This window comes from Streptomyces bicolor, from assembly GCF_000719285.1.
GTDB classification, from domain to species: domain Bacteria; phylum Actinomycetota; class Actinomycetes; order Streptomycetales; family Streptomycetaceae; genus Streptomyces; species Streptomyces bicolor.
On record NZ_JOFS01000008.1, the window covers coordinates 43,700 to 66,252 of the forward strand.

The 22,553-nt window shown below is 72.0% G+C and carries 20 protein-coding genes; 10 read left to right on the plus strand and 10 right to left on the minus strand.

Annotation, left to right across the window (positions count from 1 at the left end; all coding sequences use genetic code 11):
- Positions 1-16 precede the first annotated feature (16 nt).
- Genes IF78_RS0111585 through IF78_RS43550 form a run of 8 tightly spaced genes read left to right on the plus strand, consistent with a single transcriptional unit; the run spans position 17 to position 8,718 of the window.
- Positions 17-352 (plus strand): acyl carrier protein, encoded by a 336-nt coding sequence (locus tag IF78_RS0111585; protein WP_078662420.1) that lies wholly within the window; start codon positions 17-19, stop codon positions 350-352.
- A complete protein-coding gene (locus tag IF78_RS0111590) occupies positions 349-3,393 on the plus strand; it encodes a type I polyketide synthase (RefSeq protein WP_051827730.1) in 3,045 nt (1,014 codons plus the stop codon). The genes IF78_RS0111585 and IF78_RS0111590 overlap by 4 nt, the downstream gene beginning before the upstream one ends.
- Positions 3,393-4,415: a 3-oxoacyl-ACP synthase III family protein gene (locus tag IF78_RS0111595; RefSeq protein ID WP_031481180.1), complete on the plus strand. Its 1,023-nt coding sequence runs from the start codon at positions 3,393-3,395 to the stop codon at positions 4,413-4,415. Before IF78_RS0111590 ends, IF78_RS0111595 begins: the two co-directional genes overlap by 1 nt.
- Positions 4,412-6,349, plus strand: a complete 1,938-nt coding sequence (locus IF78_RS0111600) for an HAD-IIIC family phosphatase (protein ID WP_031481179.1) — start codon at positions 4,412-4,414, stop codon at positions 6,347-6,349. The genes IF78_RS0111595 and IF78_RS0111600 overlap by 4 nt, the downstream gene beginning before the upstream one ends.
- Positions 6,346-6,585, plus strand: a complete 240-nt coding sequence (locus tag IF78_RS0111605) for a phosphopantetheine-binding protein (protein WP_031481178.1) — start codon at positions 6,346-6,348, stop codon at positions 6,583-6,585. The genes IF78_RS0111600 and IF78_RS0111605 overlap by 4 nt, the downstream gene beginning before the upstream one ends.
- A complete protein-coding gene (locus IF78_RS0111610; RefSeq protein WP_031481177.1) occupies positions 6,582-6,809 on the plus strand; it encodes a hypothetical protein in 228 nt (75 codons plus the stop codon). The genes IF78_RS0111605 and IF78_RS0111610 overlap by 4 nt, the downstream gene beginning before the upstream one ends.
- Positions 6,806-7,915, plus strand: coding sequence for an alpha/beta fold hydrolase (locus IF78_RS0111615; RefSeq protein ID WP_031481176.1), 1,110 nt, complete (start codon positions 6,806-6,808; stop codon positions 7,913-7,915). Before IF78_RS0111610 ends, IF78_RS0111615 begins: the two co-directional genes overlap by 4 nt.
- The gene (locus IF78_RS43550; protein ID WP_051827731.1) at positions 7,912-8,718 is read left to right on the plus strand and encodes a thioesterase II family protein; all 807 of its coding nucleotides are present in this window, start codon (positions 7,912-7,914) and stop codon (positions 8,716-8,718) included. The genes IF78_RS0111615 and IF78_RS43550 overlap by 4 nt, the downstream gene beginning before the upstream one ends.
- On the opposite strand, the gene IF78_RS0111625 is transcribed toward IF78_RS43550, so the two are convergent.
- The 5 genes from IF78_RS0111625 to IF78_RS0111645 are packed head-to-tail and all read right to left on the minus strand — an operon-like array spanning position 8,657 to position 15,393.
- Entirely contained in the window at positions 8,657-9,535 is an 879-nt protein-coding gene (locus tag IF78_RS0111625) for an MBL fold metallo-hydrolase (protein WP_158751337.1), read from the minus strand. The two genes, IF78_RS43550 and IF78_RS0111625, sit on opposite strands and share 62 nt — an antisense overlap.
- Before the next feature lie 47 nt (positions 9,536-9,582).
- Positions 9,583-11,649 carry an AMP-binding protein gene (locus IF78_RS0111630; RefSeq protein ID WP_031481173.1) on the minus strand — a complete coding sequence of 689 codons (2,067 nt, stop codon included), beginning with the start codon at positions 11,647-11,649 and terminating at the stop codon, positions 9,583-9,585.
- Positions 11,646-12,821, minus strand: coding sequence for a thiolase family protein (locus tag IF78_RS0111635; RefSeq protein WP_031481172.1), 1,176 nt, complete (start codon positions 12,819-12,821; stop codon positions 11,646-11,648). Before IF78_RS0111635 ends, IF78_RS0111630 begins: the two co-directional genes overlap by 4 nt.
- 5 nt (positions 12,822-12,826) lie before the next feature.
- On the minus strand, positions 12,827-14,185 hold the full coding sequence (locus tag IF78_RS0111640; protein ID WP_031481171.1) for an MFS transporter: 1,359 nt from the start codon (positions 14,183-14,185) through the stop codon (positions 12,827-12,829).
- A complete protein-coding gene (locus IF78_RS0111645; RefSeq protein WP_031481170.1) occupies positions 14,182-15,393 on the minus strand; it encodes an alpha/beta hydrolase family protein in 1,212 nt (403 codons plus the stop codon). The genes IF78_RS0111640 and IF78_RS0111645 overlap by 4 nt, the downstream gene beginning before the upstream one ends.
- 121 nt (positions 15,394-15,514) lie before the next feature.
- Between IF78_RS0111645 and IF78_RS0111650 the strand changes: the two genes are divergently transcribed.
- Positions 15,515-16,132, plus strand: coding sequence for a TetR/AcrR family transcriptional regulator (locus IF78_RS0111650; RefSeq protein ID WP_031481169.1), 618 nt, complete (start codon positions 15,515-15,517; stop codon positions 16,130-16,132).
- A 203-nt stretch (positions 16,133-16,335) separates the two neighbouring features.
- On the opposite strand, the gene IF78_RS0111655 is transcribed toward IF78_RS0111650, so the two are convergent.
- From IF78_RS0111655 to IF78_RS0111675, 5 genes are read right to left on the minus strand one after another with little or no spacing between them, the layout of a single operon-like run.
- Complete coding sequence (locus IF78_RS0111655; protein ID WP_031481168.1) at positions 16,336-17,355, minus strand: Gfo/Idh/MocA family protein; 1,020 nt, start codon at positions 17,353-17,355, stop codon at positions 16,336-16,338.
- An 18-nt stretch (positions 17,356-17,373) separates the two neighbouring features.
- Positions 17,374-18,276, minus strand: coding sequence for a sugar phosphate isomerase/epimerase family protein (locus tag IF78_RS0111660; protein WP_031481167.1), 903 nt, complete (start codon positions 18,274-18,276; stop codon positions 17,374-17,376).
- Between the two features lies 1 nt (position 18,277).
- Positions 18,278-19,192, minus strand: a complete 915-nt coding sequence (locus IF78_RS0111665) for an ATP-binding cassette domain-containing protein (protein WP_031481166.1) — start codon at positions 19,190-19,192, stop codon at positions 18,278-18,280.
- 5 nt (positions 19,193-19,197) lie between these two features.
- The gene (locus tag IF78_RS0111670) at positions 19,198-20,277 is read right to left on the minus strand and encodes an ABC transporter permease (RefSeq protein WP_031481165.1); all 1,080 of its coding nucleotides are present in this window, start codon (positions 20,275-20,277) and stop codon (positions 19,198-19,200) included.
- On the minus strand, positions 20,277-21,293 hold the full coding sequence (locus IF78_RS0111675) for a sugar ABC transporter substrate-binding protein (protein ID WP_031481164.1): 1,017 nt from the start codon (positions 21,291-21,293) through the stop codon (positions 20,277-20,279). The genes IF78_RS0111670 and IF78_RS0111675 overlap by 1 nt, the downstream gene beginning before the upstream one ends.
- A gap of 294 nt (positions 21,294-21,587) precedes the next feature.
- On the opposite strand from IF78_RS0111675, the gene iolC reads away from it, so the two are divergent.
- Positions 21,588-22,547, plus strand: coding sequence for a 5-dehydro-2-deoxygluconokinase (iolC, locus tag IF78_RS0111680; protein ID WP_031481163.1), 960 nt, complete (start codon positions 21,588-21,590; stop codon positions 22,545-22,547).
- Positions 22,548-22,553 lie beyond the last annotated feature (6 nt).

Here is a 22,553-nt window from a genome sequence, read left to right on the forward strand (position 1 = left end):
AAGAGAGAAGCACGCCATGAGCATCACCGACCAGTCCACCGCCGCCGTCGGCGCCGCCCCCGTGGACCAGCCGTCGCCGCACCCCGGCGCCCCGCAGCCCGGCTCCCCGGACCTCGAAGGGTGGCTGACCGAGCGGGTGGCCTTCCATCTGCGCCGGACCCCCGAGGAGATCGACCCGGACACCCCGCTGGCCGACTACGGCATCGACTCGGTCGCGGCGATCAGCATCTGCGGCGAGATCGAGGCGCACTTCCAGCTCGCGGTCTCCCCCACCATCGCCTACGACTTCCCGACCGTCCACGCGATCAGCGACCACCTCGCCGAGCGACTGGCCTCCGGGGACCCGTCATGACCGAGCGCGCACCGATCGCCGTCGTCGGTCTGGACTGCCGCTTCCCCGGCGCCCGCGACGCCCGCGAGTACTGGTCGCTCCTCATGGACGGACGCGACGGCACGGACCGGGTTCCCAGCCAGCGCTGGGACGCCGACCGCTATCACGCCGCGTCGCCCTCCGCACCGCAGAGCGCCTCCGAAGCCCGGCCGCCGGGCCGCAGCAACACCGTGCGCGGCGGGTTCATCCAGGACCCGGACGCGTTCGACCCGGGCTTCTTCGGGATCTCCCCGCGGGAGGCCGCCGCCATGGACCCGCAGCAGCGGCTGCTGCTGCAGTGCTCGTGGCGGGCCATCGAGGACGCGGGCGTCGCCCCGCAGGACCTGGCCGGCACAGACACCGGCGTGTTCGTCGGGGTGATGGCCAACGAGTGGGCGTATCTCCAGCTCGCCGACTACGACCGGATCACCGCCCGTTACGGCTCCGGCAACGGCTACTTCATGGGCGCGAACCGGGTGTCGTACCACCTCGACCTCAAGGGCCCCAGTCTGGCCGTGGACACCGCCTGCTCCTCCTCGCTCTTCGCCGTCCACCTCGCGTCGGGCTCACTGCGCTCCGGTGAGTGCGACTACGCGCTGGCGGCCGGGACCAACCTGATCATGACGCCGGTCATCAACATCTTCTACACCCAGGCCGGCCTCTCGGCGCCCGACGGTCGCTGCAAGCCGTTCAGCGCCTCGGCCGACGGCATCGGACGGGCCGAGGGCGTTGCGGTGCTGGTGCTGCGCAGGCTCAGCGACGCCCTGGCGGACCGTCAGCAGGTGTACGCCCTGCTGAAGGAGACCGGCATCAACCAGGACGGACGCAGCAACGGCATCACCGCGCCCAACCGCTGGGCGCAGCAGCGGCTGATCGAGTCCGTCTGGCAGCGGGCCGGCGTCACCGCCGACGACATCCGGTTCGTCGAGGCACACGGCACCGGCACCCTGCTGGGCGACTTCATCGAGGCGCAGGCGCTCGGCGAGCTGACCAGCGGCCGCAGCGGCGGCAGCGTCGGACTGGGCTCGGTCAAGAGCAACTTCGGGCACGCCGAGGGCGCGGCCGGGATCGCCGGGCTGATCAAGGCCGTACTGGCGCTCCACCACCGCACGGTGCCGCCCAGCCGGTTCGCGGCCGACGCGAACCCGAGGCTGGACCTGTCAGGGCGCCGGCTGTCCCTGCTCAAGGCACCGCTCAGGCTGCCGTCCGGCACCGTGCACGCCGCGGTCAGCAGCTTCGGCATGGGCGGCAGCAACGCCCACGCGGTGCTCGCCTCCGCTCCCCGCACGGTGCACCGCGGCCGCGACCGGGCGCCCGGGGTGTTCACGGTCTCCGCCCGCTCCCCCGAGCGGCTGCGCGCCAATCTGCTGGCGCAGGCCGACGTCCTGACCCGGCGCCCGGAGAACCAGCTGGCGCAGCTGTGCTGGACCAGCAATCGCGTCAAGTCCCGCCTGCCGTACCGGGCGGCCGTCGCCGCCGCCGATCTGCCCACGCTGGCCGCCGGTTTACGCAAGGCCGCGGAGCACCCCGAGGAGGCCACCCGGTTGGACGGCGGGCGACGCGCGGCGGCGTCGGTGGCGTTCGCCTTCACCGGGCAGGGTGCCCAGCACCCGCGCATGGCCGCGTCCTGGTACCGATGGTGGCCCGCCTACGCACGGCACTTCGACGAGATCGACAAAGTGCTCGCCCCGCACACCGGACGGTCGGTGCGCGACCTGGTCCTCGACGGCGATCCGGAGGTCCACCGGACGCGCTGGGCCCAGCCGGCGCTGTTCGCCGTGGGGTACGCGATGGCCGCCGCCCTCGTCGAGTCCGGGATCGGCCCGTCGTACGTCCTCGGGCACAGCATCGGCGAGTTCGCCGCCGCCTGCCTGGCCGGTGCGCTGGACGTGCCGGACGCCGCCCGGCTGGTCGCCCGGCGCGGGGCGCTGATGGAGGCGCTGCCCGGGGACGGCGGGATGCTCGCGGTGAGCATGGGCGCCGCGGAGGTCGAGCCGCTGCTGGTGGGGCGGCAGCGGCTCGGTCTGGCCGCCGTCAATGGGCCGCGCAGCACGGTGGTCGCCGGGGACCTCGGTGAACTGGCGTCACTGGAACAGGAGTTGGACGAGCGCGGAGTGGCCGCCCGGCGGCTCTCCGTCTCCCATGCCTTCCACTCGCCGCTGATGGCACCCGTGGTCGAGGAGTTCCGCCGGGAGTGCGCGGACGTGCCCGCCCGGGGGCCACGCATCCCGGTCTTCTCCACGGTGAACGGCCATCGACTCACCGGTGAGGAACCCATGAACGCCGGCTACTGGGCACGGCAGATCACCGCGCCGGTGCGGTTCGCCGATGCCGCGAGTGCGCTGCTGGCCGCAGGCGTGACCCACGTGGTGGAGATCGGCCCGCGTGCGGTGCTGACCCCACTGCTGGCCCGGCTCGAGCCGGACACCGGTCACCCGGTGAGCCTGCACGCCGCCCACCCGGGCGAGCACGCCCCGGACCACCGGCCCCAGCAGCTGTTCGGCGAACTGTGGTGCGCCGGGCTCGCACCGGAGTGGGACGTGCTGTACGCCGAGGCCGACCGGGTGCCCCGCCGGCTGCCGCCGTACGTGTTCGACGACTCGTTCCGCGCCTGGCGCACCGGCACCGCCCCGGGCCTCCCGGAACTGTCCGCGCCCGGCCCCCCTGACGCGGACACCGCGGTCCGTAGGGGTGCGGACCGCGGGGAATCGTGCCCGCCGGCCCCGGCGGGTGACCTGCCGGACCCTCTCGCCGTCCTGACACGCCAACTGGTGTGCCGGGTCGGCGGGCACGACCCCGAGCACGTGCACGACCACGACCGGCTGCACGAGGACCTGGGCTTCGACTCGATCCGGGTGATGGAGCTCAAGGCCCGGATCGAGGACGCGCTCCCGCGACTCGGCACGCTCCCGATCGAGGACCTGCTCGCAGGCCTGCGCACCGTGGGTGACCTCGTCGGATTCCTGCGCGACCGCCACGGCGCCGCGGCTCCTGTTCCCACAACCCCGGAAGGAACCCGGTGATGACCGCACCCACCGTCCATCTGGCCTCGGTCGGCACCTGTCTGCCCGGTGACCCCGTGGACAATGCGACCCTGGCCAAACTCGTCGGTGTCGACGAGACCTGGGCCGAGATGTTCATCGGCAACACCACCCGGCACTTCACCGTCGACCTTCCGACCGGTGAGGTACGGCACACGCTGGCCGACATCGCCGCGACCGCCGCCGGCCGGGCACTGGCGGAGGCCGGTCTGGAGCCGTACGACATCGACTGCCTGGTCTTGGGCACGGCCACACCGGACCAGCTGATGCCCGCCACGGTCAACCTGGTGGCGGACCGGCTCGGCATCGACAACGTCCCCACGTATCAGCTCCAGTCCGGCTGCGCCGGCGCCGTGCAGGCCCTCGACGTGGCCCGCACGCTGCTGCTCGCCGAGCGCTGCGGCACGGTGCTGGTGATCGGCGGCGACGTGTGCGCCAAGCACCTGGAGAGGGATTTCGACCCGGGGTCGCGCACCTCGGCCGAGCTGGTCAACTACGTGCTCTTCGGCGACGGTGCCGGCGCGGCCGTGCTGAGCGTCGAGGCGCTCGGGCAGCGCGTCGTGATCCGCCAGGTGCTCAACCGGCTGGTGGGGCTGGGCCGGGAGCCGGGCCAGGTCGTCGACTGGTTCGGGCTCGGCGACCGGCACACCGACCGCACCGCCGTCTTCGAGGACTACAAGGCGATCGAGGAGGCGGTGCCCGTGCTGGCCCAGCAGATGTTCTGGGAGCTCATGGAGGACGTGGGCTGGGGCACGCACGAGCTGGACTTCCTGCTGCCCCCGCAGCTGTCCGGCCGGATGAGCGACCGCATCTCGGACGGCATGCCCGCCCCGGACGCCCGCCGCGTCAACGTGGTGCGCCACGTCGGCAACAACGGCAACGCGCTGCCCTTCCTCCAGCTGGAGGAGCTGCTGCGGCAGTGGGACGGCCCCGGGCGCGCCCTCGCCGTCGCCATCGAGTCCAGCAAGTGGATCAAGTCCGGTGTCGCGCTGGAGCGTTCATGACGGCGACCACGAACCACAGCACCCGGGACCCGGCGGCCGGCTGGCACGACCCCGAGGCGTTGAGCGCGCTGCGCGCCCTGCACCGCGCGGGCAGGCTCCCCGCGGAGTACGGCTCGGTACGGTCCCTGCTGTCGCGCATGCCGGCTGCTGATCTCCCGGCAGCGGGCCAGCTGCTGGCCCGGCTCGATCCCAAGGAGGTGTGCCGCCACGCGGAAGTGCCGGTGGTCACCGTCACGGTCACCGGCCACTCGACGGTGGCTCCGCTGGTCGCTCCCCTCACCGCCGAACTGGCCCGGCACGGGCTGCTGCTGGAGGCGAAGGTCTCGCCGTACGGCGCCTACCTCCAGGATCTGATGCGCCCGGCCGCGGCCGGCGAGGAACAGCCGCAGCTCACGCTCTGCCTGCTCGACGCGCACACCGTCTTCGACGACGTCACGGTGCCGTGGCGAGCCGAGGACGTGGAAGCCGCCGCACGGGCCGGGCTCGCGCTCCTGACGGGCGCCGTGCGCACCCACCAGGAGGCCGGCCGCGGCCTGCTCGTTCTCAACACCGTGCCGCTGCACCGCCGTCACACCCACCAGCTGGTCGACCTGCGCTCGCGGGCCCGGCTCGGCGCGGTGTGGCGGGAGTTCAACAGCGGGCTGCTGTCCCTGGCCGCGCAGTACCCGGGCGTGGTCACCGTGGACCTCGATCCGCTGGTCGCCGAAGGCGTTGTCGCGTGCGAGCCGCGCGCCGCGCAGTACGCCCGGGCCCGCCTCTCCGACGCGCTACTGGCCGCCTACGCCCGGGAGGCCGCCCACGTCGTACGCGCCCGCCTGGGCCGCACCCGCAAGTGCCTGGTGCTGGACCTGGACGGCACGCTGTGGGGCGGGGTGCTCGGCGAGGCCGGGCCCGGTGGCATCGAGCTGGGCGCGGGGCTGCGCGGTGAGGCCTTCCAGGAGTTCCAGCGGACGGTGCGGCAGCTCGGCGCGCAGGGTGTGCTGCTCGCAGTCAGCAGCAAGAACGACGCCGAGCTGGCCGGCACGACGCTGCGCACCCACCCGGGCATGGTGCTGCGCGAGGACGACTTCGTCCGCGTCAACGCCAACTGGAAGGCCAAGCACGACAACCTCCGCGACATCGCCGACCGGCTCGGGCTCGGCCTGGACAGCTTCGTCTTCGTCGACGACAGCACCTTCGAGTGCGGGCTGGTCGGCGAGCAGCTCCCCGAGGTCGCCGTGGTCCGGGTCGACGAGGAGCCCGCACTGCACCCCGCGGCGCTGCTGGCCGACGGCTGGTTCGACCTGTTCGAGCTGACCGAGGCCGACCTGGAGCGGGCCGGCCGCTACCGCACCGAGGCGCGGCGACAGGAGTTCCGCGAGGACGTCGGCTCCTACGAGGACTATCTCGACGGGCTCGGCCTGGAGGTCGACCTGCGGCCGCCGGACGAGTCCGAGATCGCCCGGGTCTCCCAGCTCACCCTGCGCACCAACCAGTTCCACCTGGCCACCGAACGTCTTCAGGCGGCGCAGGTGTCGGCGCAGATGGAACGCCCGGGTCACCATGTGCTCGCTGTACGCGCACGCGACCGGTTCGGCGACCACGGCCTGGTCGGCGCGCTGTTCCTGCGGCGAGACGGAGAGGTGCTGCGCATCGACAACTTCGTCCTGAGCTGCCGGGTGTTCGCCCGGGGCATCGAGAGCGCCTGTGTGGCGGCGGTGCTGCGGTTCGCCCGGGACACCGGAGCGAGCGCCGTGACGGGCCGCTGTCTTCCCTCGCCCCGCAACGCGGCCTTCGCCTCCTTCTACGCCGACCACGGCTTCGCCCCGGTCGGCACCGACCCGGACGATCCCGAGGCCGTCTTCTTCCGGCACGAGCTGACCGGCATCGCCCCCGCCCCCGCCCATCTGCGGCTGCACGCCGCATTCGGGCCGTTCGACGGAGACCCGACATGACCACCGCCCTCGCCGACATCGCCGAGTTCCGCCTGCTCCTGGAAGAGGAACTCGGCCTGCGTGTCCGGGCCGACGACCTCGACCGCCCGCTGGACGACTTCCCCGCCTGGGACTCGGTGCTGCTGCTCAGGCTCGTCACCGTCGTGGAGGACGTCGTCGGCCGGCGCGTCGCGGTGGCCGACGTGCTCCAGGCACGCACGTTCCGCCAGATGTACGAGGTGGTGGCGGGCCCGTGACCACCTCCCGTGCGGACTTCGCCCCCGACGACCCCGGCACCTGCATGCACTTCCACGCCCTGTTCCTCGACACCCAGCTCGACGTGTTCCTCTCCCCCGGCCTCGTGAGGCGAGTGAGCGCCGGTCTCGCCCGCCTCGTCAACGGCCGCGGGGACAGCCGGACGGCCGAGGGAACGCCCGATGCCGCGGAACGGGTCCCGGAAGAGAAAGGAGCGGCCCGATGATCCCCATCGCGGAGCTGCAGAGGTTCGGCCTTCCGCACGCACACGCCCAGGGCATCCCCGAGGATGTCATCCACCGGGTGATGCGGACCCTCAGCGCGGACGTCAGGGACGAGGGCCCCGGTGCCTGGGTGCACGAGTGGTCGTCCCTCGGTATGGCGGCCGAGGCACGCGGCCGCGACCTGGACGCCGTCCGCTGCTACGCGATGGCCCGCTTCCCGTACGTCGACGGGCCGTTGCGGAAGGCGGCGCAGAGCGCCGGCGTCGAGGCCTTCGACCGCTGGCGCAAACGCGTCCGCGGCATCTCCCGGCTCGACCTGCCCTTTGAGGAGAACGGCTTCGCGTGCTGGGCCGCCGGCCTGTCCACCCGGAGCAGGCTCCCGCTCATCATCGTCCTTGGCGGCATCACCAGCACCAAGGAGCAGTGGGCCCCCGTGCTCGCCGGAGCCGACCGGCTCGGCGCGGCCGTCGTGGTCACGGAACTGCCCGGCGTCGGCGAGAACACCCTCACCTACGGAACGGACAGCACACGCATGCTCACCTACCTCCTCGACCTGCTCGGCCGCGCCGCCGACGCCTCCCGCACCTGTGTCGTGGGACTCAGCTTCGGCGGGCATCTCGCGCTGCGCCAGGCCCTCGAGGACGACCGCATCCGGGGGCTGGCCACCGTCGGGGCCCCGGTACGCGACTTCTTCGTCCGCGCCGCGGACCACACGCCGCTGCCGCGCCTGGTGAACCTGACCCTCTCCCACGTCATGCGCACACCGGTGGACCGGCTTCCGGCCGCCCTCGCCGACTGGGGGCTCGACGAGGAGCGGCTCACCCGGCTGCGCACACCGGTCGCCTACGCGGCGAGCCGCGACGACGAGATCGCGCCCCACTCGGACGCCGAGTTGCTGGAGCGGACCGTGCCGCACCTGCGCCTGGTCGAGAACGACGTCCTCGGTGGCCGGCCCGACCGGGCGGCCGAGACCCGGCTGTGGCTGCTGGCGCAGGCACTGCGCATGACCGGAACGGCGGGTGCCGTACGCCGGGCCGCCTCGGCCCGCGCCCGCGTCCTGCGCGCCCGCCACCGCCTCGCCCGTACGTCGGCCGGAGACCCCGCATGACGAGGAGTGCCTCGGCCTCCTGCCTGAGCCGGGCGCCCCGTCCGGACGCCCGGCTGCGGCTGTTCTGCTTTCACCACGCGGGCGGCGGGGCCTCGTTCTTCAGTTCCTGGGCCCGGCGCGTGCCGTCGGGCGTCGACGTCCTGCCGGTGCAACTGCCGGGTCGCGAGGCGCGCTACGGCGAGCCCCGGTACCAGGACGCCGGGGAGGTGGTCGAGGCCCTCGGGCGCGACCTCGCCCCCTGGCTCGACGAAGGACCGTGGGCCGCGTACGGCCACAGCATGGGCGCCCTGCTGTCCTTCGCGCTGGCGGCGGCCCGGCTGCGCGCGGGCGGTCGCGGTCCGCAGGCGCTGTTCCTCGGGGCTTACGCGGCCCCGCACCGTACGCCCACGCTGCCGCCGCCCGACCGGTACCAGGACGGCGAACTGGCCCGCCTGCTCGTGGACTTGGGCGGGCTGGACCCGCGGTTCCTGGGGCGGGCGGACTGGCTGCGGGTGCTGCTGCCGATCCTCCGCGACGACCTGCGGATCTGCGCGAGTCACCCGCGGGCGGGGCTGCCGGACCCGTACGACGAGCGGGCCCGGCTGCCGCTGACCGTCGAGGCATTCGCCGGCACCGACGACCCGCTCGTCGACCCGGCCGCGGTGCGGGCCTGGGGGCGGTATGTGCACCGCTTCCGCCTGACCCCGGTCCCCGGCGGCCACTTCTTCCCGCGCGAGGCGCCCGACGCGTTCTTCGAGCGGCTCAACCGTTCACTGGCCCGGCTTCTCGCGGAGTCCGCGGCACCACCCGCGGCACCCGGCTGATCCGCCGCCGGCTGTCGTCGGCGCTCTTCTCGTACAGCCTGCGCTGCTCCTGGATGCCGGGCATCACCCACAGCGGCCGCGCCGAGGCGTCGGCGAACGTGAGGCCGTCGTCGTCGGGCCGCAGCCCGGTCACGGTGAGTTCGAACGGCGCCAGGTATTCGATGTCGCCGGCCGCGGTGAGACGGAACGGCCGGTCGTGGCCCGGGTAGACCAGATCGGACACCGTCAGGACCCGCTCGATGCTGTGAGCGGCCTGGTCGGCGTCCCAGAACACCAGAGGGTTGCGTTTGGTGCGGGCGACGTACGCGAAGTGCAGGGCGTCACCCGTGATGGCGGCGTGGCCATGCTCGGTCTGCACGATGATGCCGATGCTGCCCGGCGAGTGGCCGGGCAGGCCGATGACGCCGACCCCCGGGATGATCTCCTCCCCGTCGGTGACCTCGCGGACGGGGAGCTGCTCCAGCAGCAGCCCCGTCCAGGCGGGCGTGGCCCAGTCGTTGGCGTGCGGGAGGTGCGCGTACCGGCGTTCGTCGGGGTGCAGGACGAGGGTGGCCCGTGGGAACAGGTCGATGTTCTGGACGTGGTCCCAGTGGGCGTGGGTGAGGACGACGGTGTCGATCTGCTCGGCGGTGAGGCCGTGTCGGGCGAGCGCGTTCCGGAGGAAGGGGCGGCGGCCGACGTGGGCGGCGTCGACGATGATGTTCCGCTCCCGTCCGGCCGCGTCCGGACCGCGGACCAGGAACACCCCGCAGAAGGCGGGATAGCCCTGGTCGGTGTCGATGGCGAAGCCGGGCAGGAGGATGTCGATCGTCGGCATGGAACTCCCTCGGTCGGTGGGCTGGTTGATCACCTGCGGATCGCGCTTCACTGGTCCTGCAGGGCGGTGCGGATCGCGTCGAGGCAGGCGGGGTTGACGAGGGTGGACAGGTCGCCCGGTGCCTCGCCGGTGACGAGAGCGCGGACGAGTCGCCGCATCACCTTGCCGTTGCGGGTCCTGGGCAGTTCCGGCACGGCGATCACCCGGTCGGGGCGGAACGCGGCGCCTAGCGCGCCGGCCACCCGCGCACGGATCCGCTCGGCCTCCGCCCCGCCCAGCGACCGACCGTCGGACGGGACCGCGAAGCACCACAGCGCCTCCCCCTTGACGGGGTGCGGGATGCCGACCGCGGCCGCCTCGGCGACAGCCGGGTCGCCGACGACGGCGTCCTCGACCTCGGCGGGTCCGAGCCGTTTGCCGGCCACCTTGATGACATCGTCGAGCCGCCCGTGGACGAACCACTCGTCGCCGGTGCGTGAGACGAGGTCGCCGTGGGACCAACGGCCCGGCCTACGGCCGAAGTAGGTCTGGGCGAAGCGTTCGCGCGCCCGCCACAGCCCCCGGGTCATGCCCGGCCAGGAGCGCCGGACGACCAGCTCGCCGACCTGCCCCTCGGGCGGCTGCGCGCCGGAGTCGTCCTCGACGACCGCGGCGATGCCCAGGCAGGGGCCCGCGAAGCCGCACGGCGACTGGGGCAGGGTGGGCGCGGAGGCGAGCAGGGATCCGCCGACCTCGGTGCCGCCGCAGATGTTGATCACCGGGCAGCGTTTGCCGCCGAACTCGGCGAAGTACCAGCGCCAGGCGTCCTCGGTCCACGGCTCCCCGGTCGAGCCGAGGACCCGTAGCCGGGAGGGCACGACCGGGTTGCGCGGCTCACGGCCCATCAGCATGCGGGACAGGCTGGGCGAACTGCCGAAGACGGTGACCTCGTGGTCGTCGAGCAGCCGCCACAGGCGTGCGGCGTCCGGGTGGTCGATCGCGCCCTCGTACGCCAGGACGCAGGCGCCCGCGAGGGTGCCGCCGACGGCGATGAGCGGGAACATGATCCAGCCGGGGTCGGTCACCCAGAAGACCACGTCGTCCGGCCGCAGGTCGAGGTTGTAACGGGTCTCGCTGCCGACCTGTGCCGGAAAGCCGCCGTGGGTGTGGACCGCGCCTTTCGGGCGGCCGGTGGTGCCGGAGGTGTGCAGCAGGAGGAAGGGGGCGGTCACGGGCACCGAGACGACCGGGACGGGGTCGGCGGCGGCCAGCCGGTGCCAGTCCGTCGTGGCGAGCACGGCGCGGTCGCGGCCGCCGGCCCCTGAGGGCGCCGTTCGCCCCTCCGGCTCGGCGGTCCCGGACGGCACGCCCGGCCCGGCCGGCCCGGCCGGCCCGGCCGGCCCGGCCGGGGCGCGCGGACCAGGTGCGTCGGAGGAGTGCCGTGGCCCGCCCGGCTCCCGCACGACGACGAGATGGCGCACGCACTTGGCGCTCTTCAGTGACTCGCGGGCCACCGCCTCCATGTCCTGCCGCCGCCCCCGCCGGACGGCGCCCGCGGCGGTCACCAGGACCCGGGCGCCGGCGTCGACGAGCCGGACCGCGATGGCCTCGGCACCGAACCCCGAGAACAGCGGCACCAGTACGGCACCGATGCGCGCGCACGCGAAGAGCAGGACGAACGCCTCGGGGCCGGGGGGCAGACAGCCGGCCACGCGGTCCCCGGACACGACACCGAGCTCGCGCAGCCCGCCCGCCACCCGGGCGCTGTACGCGGCCGCTTCACCGTAGGTGAGCACCCCGCGCGTGCCGTCCTCCCGCTCCCAGCGCAGTGCCGGAGACTGCCCGCTCCCCTGCCGCACGCGGCGCTCCAGACAGGAGTCCACGAGGTTGGTGTACGCGCCCGGGAACCAGCGCGTGAACGCGATCCCCCCGGCCTCGTCGCACACGCGCTGCGGCGGCCGGTGCCAGACAATGCCGATGTCCTGCACGGCCCGCGCCCAGAACCACTCGGGGTCGGCCGCGGACCTGGCCTGGAGCGCGCGGTAGCCGCCGTCGACACCGTGCCTGCGGCAGAACGCCGTGATGTTGCTCCGCTCGGTGAACTCCCGCGTCGGATACCAGGCGTACGCGCTCATCGGGCCGCGCTCGGATTCTCGATCAGTGCGGCGATGCCCTGGCCGCCGCCGATGCACAGGGCGACCACGGCCAGCCGGCCGCCGGTGCGGCGCAGTTCGTGCGCCGCCTTGAGCAGCAGGACGCATCCGGTGGCGCCGATGGGATGGCCCAGGGCGATCGCCCCGCCGTTCGGGTTGACCCGGTCCGGTTCGAGCTTGAGCTGGTCCACGACGGCCAGGACCTGGGCCGCGAACGCCTCGTTGAGTTCGATCACGTCGATCTCGTCCACGGTGAGGTCGTTGCGGCGCAGCAGGGTGCGGATCGCCTCCGCGGGGGCGACCCCCATGATCTCCGGCTCCAGCGCCGTGACGGCGACATCCCGCAGCCGGCACAGCGGGGTACTGCCGGAGTCGAGGTCGGCCGGGCGCATCAGGAGCACCGCGGCGGCACCGTCGTTGATGCCGGCGGAGTTCCCGGCGGTGATCGTGCCGTTCTCCGCGAAGACGGGGCGCAGGCCTGCGAGTTTCTCCTCCGTCGTACCGGGCCGGGGGTGTTCGTCCCGCTCGACGATGCCGTGCGCCGTGGCGACGGGCACGATCTGCTCCTCGAACCGTCCCTCCTGAACAGCGATGGCGGTGCGCCGCTGGCTCTCGGCGGCCCACCGGTCCTGGCGCCGCCGCGAGATGCCGTACCGGTCGGCCACCACCTCGCCCGTCATGCCCATGGGGTAGTCCCCGAAGGGATCGGTGACCAGGGAAAGGGTGCCGTCGATGGTCGTGCCCTCGGTCAGTTCGCCGGAGGCCCATTCGCCGTAGTCGAGCAGCGGCTGACGGGTCATCGACTCGTTGCCGCCCGCCACGACGACGTCGGTCGCACCGAGGGTGAGGCTCTGCGCGGCCGACCAGACCGCCTGGAGGCCGGATCCGCACAGCCGGTTGACGTTGTACGCGGTGGTGCGCACGGGCAGCCCGGCACGCAGCGCCGCGCGCCGGGCGTTGAACGCGTCGGGGCCGACCTGGCCCACGCAGCCCAGGACGACTTCGTCAACGGCGTCGGGTTCCAGTCCGCCGCGCCGGACCGCCTCCCGGATCACGACGGCGCCGAGCCGATGGGCGGGCACCGCGCGCAGTGCGCCTTTGTACCGGCCGATCGGGGTGCGGGCCCCGTGGACGACGGCGATGTCTACGGGCATCGGGGTCACTCCTTCGCTGAGGGCTCCGCGTCCGTGCCGAACGCGGGGGACGCCACGGGGGGTTCGGGCAGCAGGGCGAGGGCGTCGCGGTCGGGACGGATCAGGAACGCCGAGAGGACGGCACCGGTGATCAGCAGGCCGGCGGTCAGGTCGAAGGCCCGGCCGTAGCCGACGGCCTCGGTGGGCGCGGCGTCGATGATCCGCCCGGTGACGTAGGGGGCGAGCAGGCTGGAGAGGGCGGCGAGGGCGTACGACAGTCCCAGAGCCGCACTGCGTCGTCCCGGCGGGCAGATGTCCGCGATCGCCGCGTTGGTCAGCGGGGTCTGTCCGTTGCCGGCGGAGAACGCCAGCACGAGCAGCGGCAGCAGGAGGGCGGCGGGACCGACCCGGGTCGTCAGGAGCAGGCAGACGCCGGCGAGGAGCGGAAGTGACGCGCCCACCAGCCCCTGCGCGACCCGGGCGGTCACCCCTCGCCGCAGCAACCGGTGCGCGACGGTTCCCGCGGTGAGTACGAGGACGGCCATCGCCAGGGCGGGCAGGCCGACGATCCCGCTGACCTCCGTGTCGCTGAAGCCGGCCTGTTCCGCCAGGAACAGCGGGAGCCAGGCGAAGCCCAGGGCGAGCGTCCACATGACCGCGAACGCGGAGAACGTGGCCCCCAGCCAGGTGCCGGTGGTGACGACACGCCAGAGCGGCACGGACGGCTGCTCCCTGGGCACCCTGGACGGTTCGTCCTGTGCGGGGCCGAGGCGCGCGGTGTACGGCCCGCCGCCGCCGAACCTGAGCCAGACGAGGGCCCACACCACTCCGACGGCCCCGAGCAGGGCGAACGCGGCCCGCCAGCCGAGGGTGCTGCTGACCAGGACGACCAGTGGGGCGGCCAGGACGGTGCCGCCGGCGGCACCCGCGACCACGACGGCCGAGGGCAGGGCACGCCGTTTCTCCGGGAACCAGGTGAAGGCCGTGTAGTTGGCCAGGGGGTACCCCGGCCCCTCACCGGCACCGAGCACCACCCGGGTGGCGACGAGCGCTGCGAATCCGGTCGCGGGGAGGAGAATCGGCAGCTGGGCCGCAGCCCAGACCAGGGCGAGCACGGCGAGCAGGGGCCGGGGGCGGATGCGGTCGCCGAGGAAACCGACGGAGACCGCCGAGAGGCTGAACAACAGGTAGAAGCTGCTGGCGATGGTGCCGAACTCGGTGGCCGTGAGGTCGAGATCGTCCTTGATGGGGCCCGCGGTCAGACCGAGCACGGCCTTGTCGGCGGCGTTGATCACGATGAACAGCGCGAGCAGGATCAGTACGACGCGACTGCGGCGCCGGGTGTCGTCCGCGGTGTCCGGCCGGGTGTCCGCTTCGACGGTCATGCCGGGGACAGCCGTTCGTCGAGCCAGTCGAACGCCCGCTGGTGGAAGCGGAGCGCCGCGCCTTCCTGGCAGTGTTCACCGGCCCCTTCGGCGTCGGTGAACACCATCAGCTCCTTGGGGCAGCGCAGCGCGTCGTGCACCCGCCGGGCCTCGCCGTGGCAGATCACGTCGTTCTCCGCGTCGAGGACCAGCGTCGGGCAGGTGATGTGCGCAGCCACGCCGTGGAGGTTGTACGGCGCGCAGGCGCGCAGCGCCTCCGGGGGTGTCTTGGCCCCGAAGACCCACATGCCGTGCCGCAGGAACCAGCGCACCCGCGTGCTCTGCACCATGCTGACGTCCAGCACGGGCTCGGCCACGTCGTCGCGGCCCTCCGCCACCCACTCGCCCAGGTAGGGCGGAATACCACGGAGCGGGAGTTCGTAGAAGTCGTAGATCCCGTTGTGCAGGACGCACGCGGCGAGGCGGTCTTCGAACGCGGCCGCGCGGGCGGCCAGCAGCCCGCCGAAGCTGGTGCCCCACAACACGAGCCTTTCAGGGTCCACCTCCGGACGGGTCAGGGCGTGCTCGACCACAGGGCCGACCACGTGTTCCCAGTCCGGCCGGAAGACGAGTCCCTGCTCCCGCCGGACGGACTGCTGGCCGGGTCCCTCGAAGGCGAGCATGTGGTAGCCGCGGCGCAACGCACCGCCCGCCACCATGAAGTACAGCTCCTCCAGGGTCGAGTCGTAGCCGCCGTGATGGATCACGGTGGGCCGGGGGCGGGCCGCACGGCCGGCTCCGTCGGCGCGGAACAGGTATGCCGGCAGGGTGGTGCTCTCGTAAGGGATCTCCAGGCGCAGCGCGGGCACGTCGAAGAGTTCGGCGGCCCGTGCGAAGGTCTGGCGCGAGCACCGGGCGAGCCGGTCCGACTCGGTGTCGGCGTCGCGGTTCTCGACGCGGAAGAAGTCCGCGGTCCGGTAGTAGTTCGAGGCCCGCAGCAGTGCCTCGCGGGCGCTGACCCGGTGGCCTGCGGCGAGCGTCTCGTCGCCGATGCGGTGGAGGCGTTCGGCGAGGGCGGTCCACTCGCGGTACCAGGCCCGCTCGTCGCCGTCCGGGATGTTCCGGCAGGTGACGAGTACCTCGCCGAGGTCCGCGCCGGCGTAGGCGGCGTGCCCGGCGGTGCGCAGAGCCTGGAAGGAGAACGCCACGTCGTCGAAGAGGAACTTCATCGTGACCTCCTTTCCCGGACTTCTCCGGGGCGGAACGGAACAGGTCCGTTCCGTCTCGCCGCGGAACGTACACCCGGCCCGGACGGAACGCAACCGTTCCGTCCGGTGTTAATCTCGCGCGGTGGACTCCACCAGCCGGAACACCTTCGACCGCAGACCCACCGGCTCCGCGGCGCTACGGGAATCCGTGACCGAGACGATCAGGCGGGCGGTCTTCGAGGAACTGGCCGAGACCGGGTACGCCCGGATGTCCATGGAGGCCGTGACCCGCCGGGCCCGGGTCGGCAAGGCGGCCCTGTACCGCCGCTGGCCCGCCAAGGAGGCCATGGTGGTGGAGCTGGTCTCGGAGGCCGCCGCCGCGCATCTTCCCGCGACGGCCGACTCCGGGTCGCTGCACGATGACGTCGAGCGCTTCATCCGGCACACCATGGCCGACCTGCGGCATCCCCTCGCCGGCCGGATCATCCCCGACCTGGTGGCCGAGTCGGCCCGCAACCCTTCCCTGCGCGACGCGCTGCACCGGGCGGTCCTCGGTCCCCGGCGCGCGGCTGTGGCGACGCTCCTGCGCCAGGCGGTGGACCGCGGCGAGTTGCCCGGCGACATCGACATGGGCCTGGCCGTCGACATCTTCGGCGCCCCGCTGTACTTCAGGATGCTCGCGGTCGGCGGCCCCACCGACGACGCCTACGTCACCCGCCTCACCCACGCCGTCCTCGCGGCGCTCGCCGCCAGCCGCTGAACGCTCGTGCGCCGCGCCGCGCCCGTCCGGCACGGCCTACTCCGAGGTCGGAACCCGGCGTCCCGTGGTTGCCCAAAAGCACCGGGTCCTGTCGCCGTTGGCCGAATCGGCCCGCAGGCCCGACAACACCCCGGTTGCAGGGCCGGAGGCCCGCCGAAGGAGCGCCACCCAGGTTCGGCAGGCAGATCCGGAAGCCTCACGCCTCACCGGTACAGCGCAGGCCTGTCGACCAGATCCACCGCGACCCGCCCGCCGTCCTCCAGCGACCGTACGCCCGCCTCGCAGACCGCGGCGACCGCGTAGCCGTCCCAGGCGCTCGGTCCGGTGACCTCGCCGCGCCGGGTGGCGTCGACCCAGGCCTGGACCTCACGGTCGTAGGCGTCGGCGAACCGCTCGATGTAGTCCTGCGCGATGATGCCGCCCCAGCGGCCGGCCGCGTTGGTGACCATGGCGTGGCCGTCGCCGACGCGGGCGGTGCCGCGTTCGCAGACGACCTCGGCCTGGACCTGGTAGCCGAAGCCGCAGTTGACGAAGATCTCGACGTCGACGACGGCGCCGCCGTCGGTCTCGAAGAGCACGAGCTGCGGGTCCCGGATGCCGTCCGGCGCGTTGCCGGACGGCGCCGGGGTCAGCACGGTGACGGCCGTGATCTCCTGACCGAGCAGCCAGCGGGTCACGTCCATCTCGTGGGTGACCGAGTCGTTGATGAGCATCTCGCTGGTCCAGCCGGGCGGGCTGGCGACGTTGCGGTGCCGGTTGTGCAGCATGAGGGGACGGCCCAACTGGCCCGTCTTCAGCAGGGACTTGAGCTTCATGTACTCGGCGTCGTAGCGCCGCATGAAGCCGACCTGGACCCGGCGGCGGCCCAGCCTCTGCTCGGCCTCCAGGACGCGTAGCGCGGACGCCGCGTCGGGGGTGAGGGGTTTCTCGCACAGCACCGGCAGATCGTGCTCGAATGCTGTGAGCAGCGCCGCCTCGTGGGCGGGGCCGGGGGAGGCGACGATCACCGCGTCCACGTCGGCCGCACTCATAGCGGCGGCCGGGTCGGTGAAGGCGGTGCAGCCGTCGACGCGGGTCGCGACCGATTTGGCGCGCTCCGCGTCGACGTCCACGACGGCGGTCACCCGTGCCCCGCTGGTGACCTCCTGGATGCGGCGCACATGGTCGGCGCCCATCTTTCCGGTACCGATGACTGCGACTCCGAGTGTGGCGCGCTCAGTCATGGCTGTCCTTTCGGGTCGTCAGGCGCCGCAGGACTTCAGGAACTTCCGGGTACGCACCGCGATGGGCAGCGGCTTGTCCGGCTCACAGGGGTACATGTCCTGCTCGACGATCGCGAACAGGTCCACGTTGAGCTTCTGCGCGGCCTCCAGGACCGGTCCCAACTCCGGTACGCCGGACGGGGGTTCGCACATCACGCCGCGCTGCACGGCGGGGCCGAACGGGATCTCGTTCTTGACGACGTCGGCGAGGATCTCCGGGTCCACCTGCTTGAGGTGCAGATAGCCGATGCGCTCGCCGTAGGTCTCGATCAGCTTGACGCTGTCGCCGCCGCAGTAGGCGTAGTGACCCGTGTCGAGGCAGAGGTTGACCAGCTCGGAGTCGGTCGAGTCGAGGAAGCGCTCGACGTGGGCCTCGGTGTCGATGTGAGTGTCGGCGTGCGGGTGCACGACGATGTCGAGGCCGTACGCCTCCTTCACCTCGTGTCCGAGCCGCTCCATGCCCTTCGTCAGGTGCGCCCACTGCTCGCCGGTGAGCTCCGGCGGCTCCAGGATCTCGGCGGTCTTGTCGTCCCGCCAGAAGGAGGGGATCACCACCAGGTGCTTCGCGCCCATCGCCTGGGTGAGCGCGGCGACCTGGCTGACGTGCTCCCAGGTGGACTCCCAGACGGAGGGGCCGCGGTGCATGCCGGTGAAGACGGTGCCCGCGGACACCTTCAGGTTCCGCTTGTTCACCTCGTCGGTGAGGCGGGCCGGGTCGGTCGGCAGGTAGCCGTACGGGCCCAGTTCGATCCAGGAGTAGCCGGCCTCGGCTACCTCGTCGAGGAAGCGTTCCCAGGGCACCTGCACGGGGTCGTCGGGGAACCAGACGCCCCAGGAGTCCGGGGCCGAGCCGACCCGGATGCGGTCCAGCACAGGGGGCATGTCAGGACTTCCCTTCGCCGCTGGTGGCCACGGGTGCGGTGAGGTCTTCCTCTTCGGGGAGCTCCTCGACGTCCACACCGCGCACCTGCGCCAATTCGTGCTTCAGCGCGGCGAGTTCGGTGCCGCCGGCCATATGGTTGGTGAGCTCTTCGAGGCTGACCTCGTCGCGGGAGGCGTTCAGCTCCATGGTGCCGAGGCGCAGGACGCTGAAGTGGTCGCCGACCATGTAGGCGTGGTGGGGGTTGTGGGTGATGAAGATGACGCCGAGGCCTCGGTCGCGGGCGGCGGCGATGTACTTCAGCACCACGCCGGACTGCTTGACGCCGAGGGCGGCGGTGGGCTCGTCCAGGATCAGGACGCGGGCGCCGAAGTAGACGGCGCGGGCGATGGCCACGCACTGGCGCTGACCGCCGGAGAGGGTGCCGATGGGCTGCTCGAGGTCGTCGAGGATGATGCCCATGTTGCGCAGTTCCTCGTCGGCCGTCTTCTTCATCTGCTCGATGTCGAGGCGCCGCAGCGGCCAGGGGCCCTTGGTCATCTCCGAGCCGAGGAAGAAGTTGCGCCACACCGGCATCAGCGGGACCACGGCGAGGTCCTGGTAGACCGTGGCGATGCCCTTGTCGAGCGCCTCGCGCGGGGTGGAGAACCGCACCGGTGCGTCGTCGACGAGGAACTCGCCCTCGGTGTGCTGGTGCAGCCCGGAGATGATCTTGATGAGGGTGGACTTGCCGGCGCCGTTGTCGCCCAGCACGCAGGTGACCTGGCTGGGGAACACCTTCAGGTCGACGCCGTGCAGAGCGCGGATGTTGCCGTACGACTTGCCGGCGCTGCGCAGTTCGACGATCGGGCCCTCCTTCTCGGGGGCCTTGTCGGCGAGGACGGCGCCGTGGGTGCCGGTTCCGTTGGTGGATGCCATGTCGGTCACCTCCGAGTCGCCGTGCGCTGCACGTACAGATTGATCAGGACGGCGCCGAGGAGCATCACGCCGAGGAAGGCCTTGAACCAGTCGGGGTTCCAGCCGGCGTAGACGATGCCCTGCTGCACCATGCCGAACATGAAGGCACCGAAGACCGGGCCGATCGCGGAGCCGGCACCACCCGTCAGGAGGCAGCCGCCGATGACCGCCGCGGCGATGTAGATCAGCTCCTGGCCGACGCCCTCGCCGGACTGCACGGTGTTGAACGAGAACAGCTGGTGCATACCGACGAACCAGGCGCCGAAGCCGACCAGCATGAACAGGGAGATCTTCGTGAACGTCACCGGGACGCCGACCGCGCGGGCAGACTGCTGATTGCCGCCGACCGCGAAGATCCAGTTGCCGTACTTGGTGCGCAGCAGCACCCAGGTCGCGATGGCCGCGAAGACCAGCCACCACACGACGGTGATCTTCACGTTGACCCCGCCGACCTCGAAGGTCGAGGCGAAGAGGGCCTTGGCCTGGTCGAAGCCGTCCATGTCGCTGATGTCGTCGGTGGCGACGTTGCCGGTGATCAGCTTGGTCACCGCGAGGTTGACGCCCTGGAGGATCAGGAAGGTGCCCAGCGTGACCAGGAAGCTCGGCAGACCGGTCTTGACCAGCATCCAGCCGTTGAACAGGCCCACCGCCAGCGACACGATGAGCGCGACGATCACGCCGACCCAGACGTTCATCGTGAGCTGGTAACTGATCATGCTGGCGGTCAGCGCCGAGGTGATCACCGCGACACCGGCCGACAGGTCGAACTCGCCGCCGATCATCAGCAGGGCCACGGGCAGTGCCATGATCCCGATCGTCGACGACTGGTACAGGATGTTGGCCATCGAGCTGCCGTCGCGTACCGGCGGCGCCGTGATCAGGAAGAAGACCAGCACCGCCACCGCGCCGAGGAAGACGCCCACCTCGGGCCGGGCCAACAGCCGCAGCGCAAGCGGGCGTTCGGTGGTCCGCCCGTCCTTTGCCTTACCGGGGCCGGGGGCCGGCGGTGTGGTCACCGCCGGCTCAGCCTGTTGGGTCATGCTCATCACCGAGTGCCCTTCGCGGCGTACTTGTCGATCGTCTCGACGTTCGTCTTGTCGACGAAGGCCGGTCCGGTCAGCACCGGCTGCTCGCCGCCGCCCATGTAGTTGCCGTTGTTCTTGTAGAGCCACAGCGAGTCGATCGCCAGGTAGCCCTGGAGGTAGGGCTGCTGGTCGACGGCGAACTCAATGTCGCCCTTGCTGATCGCTCCGGTCAGTTCCTTGTTGAGGTCGAAGGTGGCGACCTTCGCCTTGGCGCCGGCGTCACCGATCGACTGCACCGCGGTAAGCGCGAAGGGGGCGCCGAGGGTGACGACGTAGTCGAGGTCGCTGTCCTGCTTGAGCTTGGCGGTGATCGTCGACTTCACGGACGGCATGTCCGTGCCGTTGACGTTCAGGTTCTCGACGTCGCCCTCGAAGGTCTTCTTCACCCCCGCACAGCGCTGCTCCAGGCCGATGTTGCCCTGCTCCTGGATGACACAGACGGCCTTCTTGGCGCCGGCCTCGTTGAGCCGCTTGCCGAGCGCCTCGCCCGCGACGGTCTCGTCCTGGCCGAAGAACTCCATCAGGCCGAGCTTCTGCCACTCGCTCACACCGGAGTTGAGGCCCACCACCGGTATGCCGGCGGCCTTCGCCTTGCTCACGACGTCCTTCATGGCGTCGGGCTTGGCGAGGGTGATCGCGATGCCGTCGACCTTCTGGTCGATCGCGTTCTGCACCAGGTTGGCCTGGTTGCCCGCGTTCGGGTCGTTGGAGTAGATCAGCTTGACGTTGTCCTTGGCGGCGGCGGCCTCGGCGCCCTTGCGGACGATGTCCCAGAAGGTGTCACCGGCCGACTGGTGCGTGACCAGGGCGACCGTCATACGGGGCGTGCTTGCCTTGCCGGCGGAGGCGCCCTCCGCGCTCTCCTCGGCCTCCTTGCCGCCGGAGCTGCTGGAGCAGCCTGCGAGCGTCAGCGCTGCCGCTGCGGCGACGGCCACTACGGGGGCCAGTCTGCGGGAACGGGAGTAAGAGCGGTCCATCTTTCCAGCACCTCACTGTGCGACGGGGTGTTGCGACGGGGGAAAGGGAGTGATCTCTGGGGCCCGGACCAGTGGGAGAAGCCCGGGTCGTGTGCCGTGGAGCACGCTGTTGCGCTGGGACGGGATCCAATCGCTGGACGCGCCCGCTGTCAATACTTTGTTAAGACATCATTTCACAAGCAGGTCCGAATGTAAGTACAAAGTATTGACAGCGTCGGCCTCCACGTCCTACACCTGGGAGGCGGCAGGCCCCCTGGGGGCCCCACCCCCAGCCCAGCTCTAGGAGCGTTGCGCATGGCCGAGTCAGCCAAGCCCTTCGACTTGATCACGATGGGAAGGATAGGAGTCGATCTCTACCCCCTGCAGTCGGGCCTACCTCTTACGCAGGTGGAGACGTTCGGCAAGTTCCTCGGAGGCTCGGCCGCCAACGTCGCCGTCGCCGCCGCCCGGCTCGGCCGGAGCACCGCAGTGATCACCCGCACCGGAGACGATCCCTTCGGCGCCTACCTGCACGAGGCCCTGAAGGACTTCGGTGTCGACGACCGCTGGGTGACGCCCGTCGCGGCGTACCCGACGCCGGTGACGTTCTGCGAGATCTTCCCGCCGGACGACTTCCCGCTGTACTTCTACCGGCAGCCTAAGGCTCCTGACCTGGAGATACATTCCGACGAGCTGGACTACTGGGCGATCCGCTCGGCCCGGGTCTTCTGGATCACCGGTACCGGCCTGAGCGAGGAGCCGAGCCGCTCCGCCACCCTCGCCGCCCTCAAGGCGCGCGACAAGGCGGGCACCACGGTCTTCGACCTCGACTGGCGCCCAATGTTCTGGAGTGACCCCGAGGAGGCCCGCCCGTACTACGCGGAGGCGCTGCGGCACGCGACGGTCGCGGTCGGCAACCTCGACGAGTGCGAGGTCGCCACCGGCGTCCGCGAGCCGCGCGCCTGCGCCGAGGCGCTGCTCGCGGCCGGTGTGGAGCTGGCGGTCGTCAAGCAGGGCCCCAAAGGCGTGCTGGCGGTGCACCGCGACGGCGGCGAGGCCGAGGTGCCGCCGGTGCCGGTCGAGGTCGTCAACGGCCTCGGCGCGGGCGACGCCTTCGGCGGCTCCCTGGTCCACGGACTGCTGTCCGGCTGGGATCTGGCCGAAACCATGCGGTACGCGGGCGCCGCCGGCGCCCTCGTCGCCTCCCGCCTCGCCTGCTCCTCCGCGATGCCCACCGAGTCCGAGGTCCAGGACCTCCTCGCGTGGGCGTCGTAGCCGGCA

Coding starts and splice junctions, on each gene's coding strand:
- IF78_RS0111635 (WP_031481172.1), bottom strand. CDS start 12,821: ATGCCCGTAGACATCGCCGTCGTCCACGGGGCCCGCACCCCGATCGGC.
- IF78_RS0111595 (WP_031481180.1), top strand. CDS start 3,393: ATGACCGCACCCACCGTCCATCTGGCCTCGGTCGGCACCTGTCTGCCC.
- IF78_RS0111615 (WP_031481176.1), top strand. CDS start 6,806: ATGATCCCCATCGCGGAGCTGCAGAGGTTCGGCCTTCCGCACGCACAC.
- IF78_RS0111600 (WP_031481179.1), top strand. CDS start 4,412: ATGACGGCGACCACGAACCACAGCACCCGGGACCCGGCGGCCGGCTGG.
- iolC (WP_031481163.1), top strand. CDS start 21,588: ATGGCCGAGTCAGCCAAGCCCTTCGACTTGATCACGATGGGAAGGATA.
- IF78_RS0111660 (WP_031481167.1), bottom strand. CDS start 18,276: ATGCCCCCTGTGCTGGACCGCATCCGGGTCGGCTCGGCCCCGGACTCC.
- IF78_RS43550 (WP_051827731.1), top strand. CDS start 7,912: ATGACGAGGAGTGCCTCGGCCTCCTGCCTGAGCCGGGCGCCCCGTCCG.
- IF78_RS0111640 (WP_031481171.1), bottom strand. CDS start 14,185: ATGACCGTCGAAGCGGACACCCGGCCGGACACCGCGGACGACACCCGG.
- IF78_RS0111655 (WP_031481168.1), bottom strand. CDS start 17,355: ATGACTGAGCGCGCCACACTCGGAGTCGCAGTCATCGGTACCGGAAAG.
- IF78_RS0111670 (WP_031481165.1), bottom strand. CDS start 20,277: ATGAGCATGACCCAACAGGCTGAGCCGGCGGTGACCACACCGCCGGCC.
- IF78_RS0111625 (WP_158751337.1), bottom strand. CDS start 9,535: ATGCCGACGATCGACATCCTCCTGCCCGGCTTCGCCATCGACACCGAC.
- IF78_RS0111645 (WP_031481170.1), bottom strand. CDS start 15,393: ATGAAGTTCCTCTTCGACGACGTGGCGTTCTCCTTCCAGGCTCTGCGC.
- IF78_RS0111665 (WP_031481166.1), bottom strand. CDS start 19,192: ATGGCATCCACCAACGGAACCGGCACCCACGGCGCCGTCCTCGCCGAC.
- IF78_RS0111675 (WP_031481164.1), bottom strand. CDS start 21,293: ATGGACCGCTCTTACTCCCGTTCCCGCAGACTGGCCCCCGTAGTGGCC.
- IF78_RS0111585 (WP_078662420.1), top strand. CDS start 17: ATGAGCATCACCGACCAGTCCACCGCCGCCGTCGGCGCCGCCCCCGTG.
- IF78_RS0111590 (WP_051827730.1), top strand. CDS start 349: ATGACCGAGCGCGCACCGATCGCCGTCGTCGGTCTGGACTGCCGCTTC.
- IF78_RS0111630 (WP_031481173.1), bottom strand. CDS start 11,649: ATGAGCGCGTACGCCTGGTATCCGACGCGGGAGTTCACCGAGCGGAGC.
- IF78_RS0111605 (WP_031481178.1), top strand. CDS start 6,346: ATGACCACCGCCCTCGCCGACATCGCCGAGTTCCGCCTGCTCCTGGAA.